This window comes from Pseudomonas sp. PDM03 (genome assembly GCF_014852385.1).
Taxonomy (GTDB): Bacteria; Pseudomonadota; Gammaproteobacteria; order Pseudomonadales; family Pseudomonadaceae; genus Aquipseudomonas; species Aquipseudomonas migulae.
The window spans coordinates 208,143-220,458 of the sequence record NZ_JACVBM010000002.1; the positions used below are offsets into that span (position 1 = coordinate 208,143).

The 12,316-nt window shown below is 59.8% G+C and carries 10 protein-coding genes and 1 riboswitch; of the genes, 4 read left to right on the forward strand and 6 right to left on the reverse strand.

Features of this window, described 5'->3' with window-relative positions; genetic code table 11:
- Positions 1 to 55 precede the first annotated feature (55 nt).
- Both IB254_RS05860 and IB254_RS05865 read right to left on the reverse strand, forming a co-directional pair.
- On the reverse strand, positions 56 to 775 hold the full coding sequence (locus IB254_RS05860; protein ID WP_192416729.1) for a 16S rRNA (uracil(1498)-N(3))-methyltransferase: 720 nt from the start codon (positions 773 to 775) through the stop codon (positions 56 to 58).
- 169 nt (positions 776 to 944) lie between these two features.
- Positions 945 to 2,351 carry an adenosylmethionine--8-amino-7-oxononanoate transaminase gene (locus tag IB254_RS05865; protein ID WP_192416730.1) on the reverse strand — a complete coding sequence of 469 codons (1,407 nt, stop codon included), beginning with the start codon at positions 2,349 to 2,351 and terminating at the stop codon, positions 945 to 947.
- Between the two features lie 223 nt (positions 2,352 to 2,574).
- On the opposite strand from IB254_RS05865, the gene IB254_RS05870 reads away from it, so the two are divergent.
- From IB254_RS05870 to IB254_RS05880, 3 genes are all read left to right on the forward strand, one after another.
- Complete coding sequence (locus tag IB254_RS05870; RefSeq protein WP_192416731.1) at positions 2,575 to 4,341, forward strand: flavin monoamine oxidase family protein; 1,767 nt, start codon at positions 2,575 to 2,577, stop codon at positions 4,339 to 4,341.
- Between the two features lie 252 nt (positions 4,342 to 4,593).
- On the forward strand, positions 4,594 to 5,145 hold the full coding sequence (locus tag IB254_RS05875) for a cytochrome b (RefSeq protein ID WP_192416732.1): 552 nt from the start codon (positions 4,594 to 4,596) through the stop codon (positions 5,143 to 5,145).
- A 32-nt stretch (positions 5,146 to 5,177) separates the two neighbouring features.
- Positions 5,178 to 5,774 (forward strand): YceI family protein, encoded by a 597-nt coding sequence (locus tag IB254_RS05880; RefSeq protein ID WP_008033318.1) that lies wholly within the window; start codon positions 5,178 to 5,180, stop codon positions 5,772 to 5,774.
- Between the two features lie 213 nt (positions 5,775 to 5,987).
- On the opposite strand, the gene IB254_RS05885 is transcribed toward IB254_RS05880, so the two are convergent.
- The 4 genes from IB254_RS05885 to ahcY all read right to left on the reverse strand — a co-directional run bounded on the left by IB254_RS05885 (position 5,988) and on the right by ahcY (position 11,533).
- Positions 5,988 to 7,862, reverse strand: coding sequence for a DEAD/DEAH box helicase (locus IB254_RS05885; RefSeq protein WP_008045030.1), 1,875 nt, complete (start codon positions 7,860 to 7,862; stop codon positions 5,988 to 5,990).
- A gap of 222 nt (positions 7,863 to 8,084) precedes the next feature.
- The gene (locus IB254_RS05890; protein ID WP_192416733.1) at positions 8,085 to 8,900 is read right to left on the reverse strand and encodes a substrate-binding periplasmic protein; all 816 of its coding nucleotides are present in this window, start codon (positions 8,898 to 8,900) and stop codon (positions 8,085 to 8,087) included.
- A 196-nt stretch (positions 8,901 to 9,096) separates the two neighbouring features.
- Complete coding sequence (gene metF / locus IB254_RS05895) at positions 9,097 to 9,942, reverse strand: methylenetetrahydrofolate reductase [NAD(P)H] (protein ID WP_008045026.1); 846 nt, start codon at positions 9,940 to 9,942, stop codon at positions 9,097 to 9,099.
- 181 nt (positions 9,943 to 10,123) lie between these two features.
- Complete coding sequence (ahcY, locus tag IB254_RS05900; RefSeq protein ID WP_008045025.1) at positions 10,124 to 11,533, reverse strand: adenosylhomocysteinase; 1,410 nt, start codon at positions 11,531 to 11,533, stop codon at positions 10,124 to 10,126.
- A gap of 23 nt (positions 11,534 to 11,556) precedes the next feature.
- Positions 11,557 to 11,655, reverse strand: a riboswitch (S-adenosyl-L-homocysteine riboswitch).
- Between the two features lie 198 nt (positions 11,656 to 11,853).
- Here ahcY and IB254_RS05905 point away from each other — a divergent pair.
- Positions 11,854 to 12,246: an acyl-CoA thioesterase gene (locus tag IB254_RS05905; RefSeq protein ID WP_008033312.1), complete on the forward strand. Its 393-nt coding sequence runs from the start codon at positions 11,854 to 11,856 to the stop codon at positions 12,244 to 12,246.
- Positions 12,247 to 12,316 lie beyond the last annotated feature (70 nt).

A 12,316-nucleotide genomic window follows, 5' to 3' on the forward strand; every position in this document is an offset into this window, starting at 1 on the left:
AAACTGGTGAACACCCAAAATTCAATGTGGGAGCTAGCCTGCTAGCGATGGCGGCCTAGAAATCACCCCAAAGTTGCTGGGCAACCGCCAGTGCAACCACTGGCGCAGTCTCGGTGCGCAACACCCGCGGGCCGAGGCGGGCGGCCTGGAAGCCGCTGGCCTTGGCCTGATCGACTTCGGCATCGGACAAACCTCCCTCCGGACCGATCAGGAATGCCAGACTTGAAGGTTTGGCATGACTCACCAACGGCTCAGCCACCGGATGCAGCACCAGCTTCAACTCCGCCTCAGTCTGCTTCAACCAGTCCGCCAACAACATCGGCGGGTGAATCACCGGTACCCGTGAACGCCCGCATTGCTCGCACGCGCTGATTGCCACCTGGCGCCAGTGCATCAGGCGTTTGTCGGCGCGCTCGTCCTTCAAGCGGACTTCACAGCGGTCGCTGAAGATCGGGGTGATTTCGGACACGCCCAGTTCGGTGGCTTTCTGAATCGCCCAGTCCATCCGCTCGCCACGGGACAGGCCCTGGCCGAGATGGATCTGCAGCGGCGATTCGATTTGCCCGGCGAAGCTTTCGTCGATCTGTACCACGACGCGCTTCTTGCCGACCTCGACCAGCTTCGCGCGAAACTCATGACCCGAACCGTCGAACAGTTGCAACGCATCACCCTCGGCCATGCGCAGCACGCGGCTGATGTAATGGGCCTGGGCCTCGGGCAATTCGTGCTCGCCAGTGCTCAGGGGGGCGTCGATAAAGAAGCGGGACAGTCTCATGCGGGTTCTCTGTAATTCATGTGTAGTTCTTGAGGCCGCCATCGCCAGCAAGCCGGCTCCTACAAGGATTTGTGCATATCGCAAATTTTGTATGCGACATCGGACCTGTAGGAGCTGGCTTGCCGGCGATGAAGCCAGCCCAGACACCCACAGTATCGAGTGAAATCAATCAACCCGGATCACGGAAACCGGGGTGGAAATCCTGCGGCACCGACACGCTCACACTGTTGCGCGTCGCAATGTCGATCCCTTCACTGGCCACTTCCGCCAGAAAGTCGATCTGCTCCGGGGTGATCACGTACGGCGGCAGGAAATACACCACACTGCCCAGCGGTCGAAGTAAAGCACCGCGCTCCAGCGCGTGCTGGAACACCTTCAAGCCACGACGTTCCTGCCACGGATAAGCTTCCTTGGTCGCCTTGTCCTTGACCATCTCGATGGCCAGCACCATACCGGTCTGACGCACTTCCGAGACGTTCGGATGATCGGCCAGGTGCGCGGTGGAGGAGGCCATGCGCCGGGCCAGCACCTTGTTGTTCTCGATCACGTTGTCTTCTTCGAAGATATCCAGCGTCGCCAACGCCGCCGCGCATGCCAGCGGATTGCCGGTGTAGCTGTGCGAATGCAGGAACGCGCGCAAGGTCGGGTAGTCGTCGTAGAACGCGCTGTAGACATCTTCCGTCGTCACGCACGCCGCCAGCGGCAGGTAACCGCCGGTCAGGGCTTTGGACAAGCAAAGGAAGTCCGGGCGGATGCCGGCCTGTTCGCAGGCGAACATCGTTCCGGTGCGGCCGAAGCCGACGGCGATTTCGTCGTGGATCAGGTGCACGCCATAACGGTCGCAGGCTTCGCGCAGCAGTTTCAGGTAAACCGGGTGATACATGCGCATGCCGCCGGCGCCCTGGATCAGCGGCTCGACGATCACCGCTGCAACGGTGTCGTGATTTTCGGCCAGGGTCTGCTCCATCGCGGCGAACATGTTCCGCGAATGCTCTTCCCAGCCCATGCCTTCAGGGCGCAGGTAACAATCGGGGCTCGGCACCTTGATGGTGTCCAGCAGCAACGCCTTGTAGGTTTCCGTGAACAGCGGCACATCGCCCACCGACATCGCCGCCATGGTTTCGCCGTGGTAACTGTTGGTCAGGGTGACGAAGCGCTTCTTGTTCGGCTGGCCGCGGTTGAGCCAGTAGTGAAAGCTCATTTTCAGCGCGACTTCGATGCAGGACGAGCCGTTATCGGCGTAGAAGCATCGGGTCAGGCCCTCCGGCGTCATCTTCACCAGACGCTCGGACAACTCGATCACCGGCTGATGGCTGAAACCGGCGAGGATCACGTGTTCCAGCTGATCGACCTGATCCTTGATGCGCTGGTTGATGCGCGGGTTGGCGTGGCCGAACACGTTGACCCACCAGGAGCTGACGGCGTCGAGGTAGCGTTTGCCTTCGAAGTCTTCCAGCCACACGCCTTCACCGCGCTTGATCGGGATCAGCGGCAGCTGTTCGTGGTCTTTCATCTGGGTGCAGGGATGCCACAACACGGCGAGATCGCGTTGCATCCACTGATTATTCAGGCCCATTTCCAGTCTCCTCGAGGCGGTCCGCGACAGGCGCGGACATACAATCGCGCAAGCCTATGCAATGCGTGGCATCGGGACAACCCATTGTGTCGAATGAGCTACTTTGTATAGGGCGATAGACGTCGCTGGCGGCCCTTTGATGGCTAACGTATTCTTCGCGGTTCTTTGAGTCGTCTGACTCGCAAAACCGATTTTTTCTACGTGTATTTCCGGAGTTCGCTGAATGTCTGCTGGTTGGCTGCGCGCCTGTGCGCTGGTGATGTTGGGGCTGTTCAGCGTGTCTGCGCTGGCCAAGGATAAAACGGCGATCGTGATTGGCGGCGGGCTCTCGGGCCTGACGGCGGCGTACGAACTGCAGAACAAAGGCTGGCAGGTCACCCTGCTGGAAGCCAAGCCGACCCTGGGCGGTCGTTCCGGCATGGCCACCAGCGAATGGATCGGCAACGACAAGACTCAGCCGGTTTTGAACAAGTACGTATCGACCTTCAAGCTGAGCACCACGCCGGCCCCTGAATTCGTGCGCACGCCGAGCTACCTGATCGACGGCGTGTATTACACCGCCGCTGACCTGGCCACCAAAGAGCCGGCCACCGCTGACGCGCTCAAGCGTTACGAGAAGACCCTGGACGACCTGGCGCGCTCGATCGAAGACCCGCTGAACCCTGCAGCGACCAGCGCGCTGCATGCCCTGGACCAGATCAACGTCTCCAACTGGCTCGACCGTTTGACGTTGCCAGCCACGGCTCGTCAATTGATCAATCAGCAAATCCGTACCCGTTATGACGAACCTTCGCGCCTGTCGTTGCTGTACTACGCACAACAGAGCCGGGTTTACCGTGGCGTGTCCGACCGTGACCTGCGCGCTTCGCGCCTGCTGGGCGGTAGCCCGGTGCTGGCACAAGCCTTCGTCAAACAGCTGAAAACCATCAAGACCAGTTCCCCGGTTTCGTCCATCACCCAGGACAAGGACGGCGTGACCGTCAAGGTCGGCAGCGTCGGCTATCAGGCTGACTACGTCGTGGTCGCGGTGCCGTTGCGCGCCCTCAACAAAATCGTGATGACCCCGGCGCTGGATGCCCAGCACATGGGCGCGATCAAAGGCACCAACTACGGTTGGCGCGACCAGATCATGCTGAAGTTCAAGACGCCGGTCTGGGAAAGCAAGGCGCGCATGTCCGGCGAGATCTACAGCAACACCGGCCTGGGCATGTTGTGGGTCGAGCCGGCGCTGAAGGGTGGCGCCAACGTGGTGATCAACCTGTCCGGCGACAACGCGCGGGTGATGCAGGCCTTCGGCGACAAGCAGATGGCCGATCAGGTGCTGATTCGCTTGCACACGTTTTATCCACAGGCGCGCGGTTCGTTCACCGGTTATGAAATCCGTCGCTACAGCACCGACCCTTCGATGGGCGGCGCTTACCTGGCCTTCGGTCCGGGCCAGATCAGCAAGTTCTGGCGCCTGTGGGAACGTCCGTTGCAACGCGTAGCGTTCGCTGGCGAACACACCGACACCTTGTACCCGGGCACTCTGGAAGGTGCGTTGCGCACCGGTCAGCGTGCAGCCGGTCAGGTTGAAGACCTGGCGGCCGGCAAGTCGTTTGAACCGGCGAAGGTTGTTCCGGCAGCGACTGCTGCTGCAGCCGGCGCAGTGGCGGCGAAGAAAGGCAACTTCTTCAGCAACCTGTTCGGTGGTTCTTCGGACGACGACAAGAAGCCGGAACCCGTGAAAGCGCCAGAGCCAGTCACACCGCCAGCCCCGGCACCGGCTCCGGTACCAGCCCCGGTCCCTGCGCCAGTTGAAGCGCCGAAACCTGCCGCCCCGGTGAAAGCCGAGCCGGCCAAGAAGGCTGCGGCCAAAGCACCGGCGAAAAAGCCTGCGGCCGAAACCAAAAAGGCCCCGGCGAAACCGGCGGCAAAGAAAGCTGAAGCGGCGAAGAAACCAGCAGCCAAACCTGCTGCGACCCCGGTAGCTGATACCAAAGCGCAGTAAGCGTCTGGATTAAAGAAACGCGGCGCACATGCCGCGTTTTTTTATGCCTGAAGAAAAGAATTGAATAAATCTCATGGCATTGGTGTTCTTGATCTGGACGTCATTTTTTTTCACACATTGGTCTTTAATCTTTCCTTAACTCACCGATTTCAGACTCTTGATCGTATTTCTCGATATTTCAAAGCGAAATTTTCCGCTTTAATTCGATAGATAACTCGATAGTCTTGGTCGCAATTCTCACAGGATTTGGGCATGCAGCTACGTAACTCTTCTTCCCGCTACGGTTGGGTCAGCATCTTCATGCACTGGGGCGTGGCGCTGGCGGTCTTCGGTCTATTTGCGTTGGGCCTGTGGATGGTCGATCTCGACTACTACAGCACCTGGCGCAAAGATGCGCCGGAGCTGCACAAGAGCATTGGCCTGGTGTTGCTGGCCGTGATGGTGCTACGGGTGCTGTGGCGCTTTATCAGCCCACCACCGCCAGCACTGGAAAGCTATGGCCGGCTGACGCGCATCGGCGCGAAGTTTGGCCATTCGTTCCTGTACCTGGGTCTGTTTGCTGTGATGATTGCCGGTTACCTGATTTCCACCGCAGATGGTGTCGGGATTCCGGTGTTTGGCCTGTTCGAAGTTCCTGCACTGGTTTCCGGACTACCGGACCAGGCAGACACCGCCGGTGAGATTCATCTGTATCTGGCATGGGTGCTGGTAATTTTTTCCGGTCTCCATGCGTTGGCAGCATTGAAGCACCACTTTATCGATCGTGATGCGACCCTTACTCGAATGCTGGGTCGCAAAGCCTGAAGTTCAACCTCGACTCCAAAGGAATAGAAAGCATGTTGAAAAAGACCCTCGCCGCTCTGGCAATCGGTTCCGCTCTGCTGTCCGCCGGTAACGTAATGGCAGCTGATTATGTCGTCGACAAGGAAGGCCAGCACGCCTTCGTCGACTTCAAGATCAGCCACCTGGGCTACAGCTTCATCACCGGTACCTTCAAGGATATCGACGGCAAGTTCAGCTTCGACGCTGCCAAGCCTGAAGACGCCAAGATCGAGTTCAATGTGAACACCGCCAGCGTCTTCACCAACAACGCCGAACGCGACAAGCACATCGCCAGCGGTGATTTCCTGAACGCGAGCAAATTCGCTAAAGCCACCTTCGTTTCCACCAGCGTCAAATCCACCGGCAAAAACGCCGCTGGCAAAGACACTGCGGACGTGGCGGGTGATCTGACCATTGCTGGCGTGACCAAGCCAGTCGTGGTCAAGGCGACTTTCCTGGGTGAAGGCAAGGATCCATGGGGCGGCTACCGTGCCGGCTTCGAAGGCACCACCAACCTCAAGCGTTCCGATTTCGGCAAGCAGAAAGACCTGGGCCCAGCGTCCGACGCGGTTGAACTGTACGTGACGTTTGAAGGTGTCAAAGCGAAGTAATTTTCGCGCCTGACACAAAAACGCCCCCGATCTCACGATCGGGGGCGTTTTTTATTGCCTGCCAAAATATGCACGCTCACCACAAATCCCCTGTAGGAGCCAGCAAGCCGGCTCCTACAGGTTTTTTGTCAGGCGCAAAAAAGTGTTTTTGTCCGGCATAAAAAAATGCCCCGGATCGTGAGATCAGGGGCATTTTTCATGGCTGGGTAAAACTCAGCGGTTGCGAGTCAGCAACGCTGGTTTTTCACCGCGCGGACGGCCTGGCAATTGATCAAGCTGTTCAGGTGTCGGGAAACGATCGGTTTTCGACTCCTTGTGAATGATCTTCGGAGCCGGGCCACGCGGGTTTTGCACAGCCGGTTCCGAGCGTGACTGCTCGTCACGTGCCGGGCGACGGTTGCGGCCTTCTTCGCGACGGGCCTGACCGTCACGAGGTGCACCGTTGCGTGGACCGCTGCGCTTGGCTGGCGGCGTGCCAGTGGTGGCGCCGTCGCTGCTGCGTGGACCGCTTTGGCGACCCTGAGGCTTGCCGCCGGTGCGTGGAGCACCTGCGCCAGCGGCCGTGCCTTGTGCCGGAGCACCCGGACGGCGGCCACGGCCCTGGGCCGGTTTGGCTTGAGGCACGTAGTCGACGCGGTTACCGAAGTTATCGATATCGTCGTCCAGGAACTCGTCCGGAGCGCGATCAGCGGCAGCGCGTGGCGCCGGGCGCTGTTGCTCGCGGGCAGGCGTGCCTTCGCGTGGCTTCTGCTCACGTGCCGGGCGCTCGCCACGGCCGCTGGCCGCCGGTTTTTCCTTGCCGCCCTTGTCCTTGCCCTTGTCTTTACGACCGCCGCCACCGCCGCTGCCGTTCGGACCGTCGCCGCGCGGGCCACGTGGGTTGCGCGGGTTACGCACGTCCGGACGCTCGCGCACTTCCGGTTTCTCGGCTTCCACGGCGCTGGAATCGAAGCCCATCAGGTCGCCGTCGGCGATTTTCTGCTTGGTCATGCGTTCGATGCTTTTCAGCAGTTTTTCTTCGTCCGGAGCCACCAGCGAGATCGCCTCGCCCGAACGACCGGCACGGCCAGTACGGCCGATACGGTGCACGTAATCTTCGTCGACGTTCGGCAGTTCGAAGTTGACCACGTGTGGCAACTGGTCGATGTCGAGGCCGCGCGCGGCGATGTCGGTAGCGACCAGGATGCGCACTTCGCCGGCCTTGAAGTCGGCCAGGGCTTTGGTGCGCGCGTTCTGGCTCTTGTTACCGTGGATGGCGACGGCGCTGAGGCCATGTTTATCCAGGTATTCGGCCAGGCGGTTGGCGCCGTGCTTGGTGCGGGTGAACACCAGCACCTGTTCCCAGGCGCCCGCGGTGATCAGGTGCGCCAGCAGCGAACGCTTGTGGTTGGCTGGCAGGCGGAAAACCCGTTGCTCGATACGCTCGACCGTGGTGTTCGGCGGCGTCACTTCGATGCGTTCCGGGTTGTGCAGCAGCTTGCCGGCGAGGTCGGTGATGTCCTTGGAGAACGTCGCCGAGAACAGCAGGTTCTGACGCTTGGCCGGGAGGCGGGCCAGGACCTTCTTCACGTCATGGACAAAGCCCATGTCGAGCATGCGGTCGGCTTCGTCCAGCACGAGGATTTCCACGTGGGACAAATCGACGCTGCCTTGGCCGGCGAGGTCGAGCAGGCGGCCAGGGCAGGCCACCAGCACGTCAACACCACGGGACATGGCCTGAACCTGTGGGTTCATGCCGACGCCGCCGAAGATGCAGGCGCTGACGAACTTCAGGTCACGGGCATAGACCTTGAAGCTCTCGTGTACTTGAGCCGCGAGTTCGCGGGTAGGGGTCAGGACCAGTACGCGCGGTTGGCGCGGGCCGTGACGCTGGGATTTGTCCGGGTGACCGTTAGGGAACAACCGCTCCAGGATCGGAAGGGCGAAGCCACCGGTTTTACCAGTACCTGTCTGAGCCGCAACCATCAGGTCGCGACCTTGCAACACGGCGGGAATGGCCCGCTGTTGCACCGGAGTAGGCTCGGTATAGCCCGCTGCCTCGATGGCGCGGACTAAAGCCTCGGAGAGACCGAGGGAAGCAAAGGACATGAGTAATCCTGTTTTAGTTAGGGCTTGGCCCAATGGGAGTCTTGCCTGGCGCGAATGGCGTTTAAGAGGACGCAATCCCGTCCGGTCCTGCTGGGCCTCGAAGGCTCGTCTGGAGCGCTCGCGCGGGCTGAAAAGCTGCGCTGTAGCGGGGTCGAGATGCCTTGAACAAGTCCGAGCGTCCGGGCGTGAGCCTGGCGGGAAGGCCGGAGTATAACAGAGCAATCACTGCGCGCCGCTTTCCTGCTGCTCAACGGTTTTTTCGCGGACAGCGGTGGCCCCGGCAGTTTTCGTGCTGGTAGCCGGATCGGCACCATAACGGGCGCTCAGTTCGGCGTACGCGGGTTCGCGCTTGAATCGTTTGAGCTCGGCGCCGAAGCGCTGCACCAGCAAATCCATGCCCGCGTTGCGGCGCACTGCCAGAAACTGGCTCTGCTGGCTGATGACGGTCGGGTTTTCGCTGATCTGGTCGCGGATATTCAATTCGTCGAGCAAATGCTGGCCCACCCGGCGGTCGGTGATCAGCAGGTCGATCCTGCCGCGCACCAGTTTGCCGAAGTTGGCTTCATGGGTGGGCGCCGGTTCGCGCGTGAACAGCGTCGATTCACGGAAGTCCGGGCTGTACAGATAGCCCGGCGAGGTGCCTATCGTCAGGCCCTTCAGATCGTCGAGGGTGCTGAACGGATGCGGGCGTTCGTTGGCATAGAACAGCACGAACTGGACTTCCGAGAGCGGTTCGCTGGGGTAGAGCAGGGTCGCATCGCGCTCGTCGCTGTGAAAAATGTCCAGCGCGCCATCGGCCTGGCCGGTTTCAAGCATCGACAGGCAGCGTTTCCACGGCAGGAACTGCCACTCGACTTCGATCCCCAGGCGCTTGAAGACGATGGCCGTGGTTTCGTAGTCCAGACCCAGTGATTTGCCATTTTCCTCGTAGACATAAGGCGCCCACGGTTCAGTGACAATGCGTAGCTTCTCGCCCCGAGCGGCGAAGCTCAGGCAAGTGAAAACCAGCACGGCAATTAACTGTGGGATCAAAGGCATGGGCTTGAGATTACGACGAGAAACGGGAAAGAGCCAGAAACCGACTGCAGATGCTCTATCTCCGTGTGTTGCATCACAATAAAAGTACGTAGAAAGCAAAAAATCGCAGCCTTCGACCGCTCCTACAGGGATTAAACATGCCCGAATGTAGGAGTGGCCGAAGGCTGCGATCTTTTGATCTTGCTTTAAACGTTTATCAGCGCGGCAACTTCAGGTTGTTCCACACCGCCAGACTCGCTTCAGCCTGGTTCAGTGTGTAGAAGTGCAGCCCTGGCGCACCACCTTGCAGCAGGCGTTCGCACATTTCGGTGATGACTTGCTCACCAAAGCCTTGAATGCTCTGGGTGTCGTCGCCGTAGGCTTCCAGTTGCTTGCGGATCCAGCGCGGGATTTCCGCACCGCAGGCATCGGAGAAGCGCGCCAGCTTGCTGTAGTTGGTGATCGGCATGATGCCCGGCACGATCGGGATGTTCACGCCCATCGCCCGTACACGCTCGACGAAGTAGAAGTAGCTGTCGGCGTTGAAGAAGTACTGGGTGATCGCGCTGTCGGCGCCAGCGTTGGCTTTGCGCACGAAGTTGGTCAGATCGTCTTCGAAATTGCGCGCTTGCGGATGCATTTCCGGGTAGGCGGCGACTTCGATGTGGAAATGATCACCGGTCTCTTCACGAATGAATTGGACCAGGTCGTTGGCGTGGCGCATTTCGCCGCTGGCCATGCCCATGCCCGAAGGCAGGTCACCGCGCAGGGCAACGATGCGCTTGATGCCGGCGGCCTTGTATTGCGCCAGCAGGCCGCGCAAGTCGTCCTTGCTGTCGCCTACGCAGGACAGATGCGGTGCGGCAGGGACTTTGACTTCGCTTTCGAGCTGCAACACGGTGTTGAGGGTTCGATCACGGGTCGAACCGCCAGCGCCATAGGTGCAGGAGAAGAAATCGGGGTTGTACGTGGCCAGCTGACGAGCAGTGGCGAGCAGCTTTTCATGCCCAGCGTCGGTCTTCGTAGGGAAGAACTCGAAGCTGTAGCGACGGTCTTGGGACATGGTCATATCCTTGGAAACGCGTAAGCCTGAGGGGCCGGTTTGTCCGCAATCGCCAGCAAGCCGGCTCCTACAGGGTTGCGTCGTACACGTTACTCACATACGACCGCTCCCTTGTAGGAGCCGGCTTGCTGGCGATGCAGGCGACGCGGTGCATCAGAACACCGCGCAGCCGGCCAGCGAATCAGTAGCGGTAAGCGTGCGGCTTGAACGGACCTTCGACAGTCACGCCGATGTAGTCGGCCTGGGTCTTGGTCAGTTGAGTCACGACGCCGCCGAAACCGCGGACCATTTCCAGGGCCACTTCTTCGTCGAGTTTCTTCGGCAGTACTTCAACAGTCAGGCGCTCGGCTTTCTGGGCTGGCGACAGGTCGGCGTACTTCTGGCCGAACAGGAAGATCTGCGCCAGAACCTGGTTGGCGAACGAACCGTCCATGATGCGGCTTGGGTGGCCAGTGGCGTTACCCAGGTTAACCAGACGGCCTTCGGCCAGCAGGATCAGGTAGTCGTCGTTCTGGGCATCGAATGCGCCAGGGCCGGTACGGTGGATTTTGTGAACCTGTGGCTTCACTTCTTCCCATGCCCAGTTCTTGCGCATGAAAGCGGTGTCGATTTCGTTGTCGAAGTGGCCGATGTTGCAGACAACAGCGCGCTTCTTCAGGGCTTTGAGCATGTTCGCGTCGCAAACATTGACGTTACCGGTGGTGGTCACGATCAGGTCGATCTTGCCCAGCAGCGCTTTGTCGATGCTTGCTTCGGTACCGGTGTTGATACCGTCGATGAACGGCGAAACCAGTTCGAAACCGTCCATGCAGGCTTGCATGGCGCAGATCGGGTCGACTTCGGAGACTTTAACGATCATGCCTTCCTGACGCAGGGACTGAGCGGAGCCCTTGCCCACGTCGCCGTAACCGATGACCAGCGCTTGCTTGCCGGACAGCAGGTGGTCGGTGCCACGCTTGATCGCATCGTTCAGGCTGTGACGGCAGCCGTACTTGTTGTCGTTCTTGCTCTTGGTCACCGAGTCGTTGACGTTGATGGCCGGGATTTTCAGCTCGCCCTTGGCCAGCATGTCCAGCAGGCGGTGAACGCCGGTGGTGGTTTCTTCGGTCACGCCGTGAACGCGATCCAGAACCTGTGGGTACTTGTCGTGCAGCAGCTGGGTCAGGTCGCCGCCGTCGTCGAGGATCATGTTGGCATCCCATGGCGCGCCATCTTTCAGGATGGTTTGCTCCAGGCACCACTCGTACTCTTCTTCAGTCTCGCCTTTCCAGGCGAAAACCGGGATGCCGGCAGCGGCGATAGCAGCAGCGGCCTGATCCTGAGTCGAGAAAATGTTGCAGGACGACCAGCGAACTTCGGCACCCAGGGCAACCAGGGTTTCGATCAGCACGGCAGTCTGAATGGTCATGTGGATGCAGCCGAGAATCTTGGCGCCTTTGAGCGGCTGCTCACCGACGTACTTGCGGCGCAGACCCATCAGGGCTGGCATTTCGGATTCAGCGATGATGGTTTCGCGACGGCCCCAGGCAGCCAGGGACATGTCGGCGACTTTGTAATCGTTAAAATCTGCAGGCGTGATAACAGCGCTCATGAAGAGCCTCCATTCGTAATGTATGCGAATGGGCGCCGTTGTGCGTTTAGTGTCTGGCCGTGGCCAGTCAACGCCCCATCCGAGCCTGACAGGTTGAACCTGCTGCAGCGCCCCTCGGACAGGTGGCGGGAAAACGGTATCAACTGAAGATGACCGTTTTGAAACGGGGGCGATTATAGCGGGCTATGCTGATCTTCCAAAGCGTTTCTGTCGGTCAATGTCCGAACGGTAATCGTGACCATAGACGATGCTTAATAGAGCTCTAGTCCGGGCTCTGCCATGATGGCACCCATCATTCGGCAAGACGCTCAGGAGTGAATATGAATTTCCACACCCGCAAATGGGTAAAACCCGAAGACCTCAACCCCAACGGCACGCTGTTCGGCGGCAGTCTGTTGCGCTGGATCGACGAAGAAGCGGCGATCTACGCCATCGTCCAGTTGGGCAATCAGCGCGTGGTGACCAAGTACATTTCTGAAATCAACTTCGTCAGCGCCTCGCGCCAGGGCGACATCATCGAACTGGGCATTACCGCCACCGAGTTCGGCCGCACCTCGATCACCCTGACCTGCGAAGTGCGCAACAAGATCACCCGCAAAAGCATCCTGACGGTGGAGAAGATGGTCTTCGTCAACCTCGGTGAAGACGGCCTGCCCGCCCCACACGGCCGAACCGAGATCAAGTACGTCAAAGACCAGTTCAAGGACGAGTAATGCGAGTTCCGTAGGAGCCGGCTTGCTGGCGATAGCGTAATCAGCGACAGCGCAGAAACCGAGTCGCCCC

Excerpts from the sequence above, each read along its gene's own strand:
- IB254_RS05860 (WP_192416729.1), bottom strand. The coding sequence starts at position 775 with ATGAGACTGTCCCGCTTCTTTATCGACGCCCCCCTGAGCACTGGCGAG.
- IB254_RS05865 (WP_192416730.1), bottom strand. The coding sequence starts at position 2,351 with ATGGGCCTGAATAATCAGTGGATGCAACGCGATCTCGCCGTGTTGTGG.
- IB254_RS05870 (WP_192416731.1), top strand. The coding sequence starts at position 2,575 with ATGTCTGCTGGTTGGCTGCGCGCCTGTGCGCTGGTGATGTTGGGGCTG.
- IB254_RS05875 (WP_192416732.1), top strand. The coding sequence starts at position 4,594 with ATGCAGCTACGTAACTCTTCTTCCCGCTACGGTTGGGTCAGCATCTTC.
- IB254_RS05880 (WP_008033318.1), top strand. The coding sequence starts at position 5,178 with ATGTTGAAAAAGACCCTCGCCGCTCTGGCAATCGGTTCCGCTCTGCTG.
- IB254_RS05885 (WP_008045030.1), bottom strand. The coding sequence starts at position 7,862 with ATGTCCTTTGCTTCCCTCGGTCTCTCCGAGGCTTTAGTCCGCGCCATC.
- IB254_RS05890 (WP_192416733.1), bottom strand. The coding sequence starts at position 8,900 with ATGCCTTTGATCCCACAGTTAATTGCCGTGCTGGTTTTCACTTGCCTG.
- metF (WP_008045026.1), bottom strand. The coding sequence starts at position 9,942 with ATGTCCCAAGACCGTCGCTACAGCTTCGAGTTCTTCCCTACGAAGACC.
- ahcY (WP_008045025.1), bottom strand. The coding sequence starts at position 11,533 with ATGAGCGCTGTTATCACGCCTGCAGATTTTAACGATTACAAAGTCGCC.
- IB254_RS05905 (WP_008033312.1), top strand. The coding sequence starts at position 11,854 with ATGAATTTCCACACCCGCAAATGGGTAAAACCCGAAGACCTCAACCCC.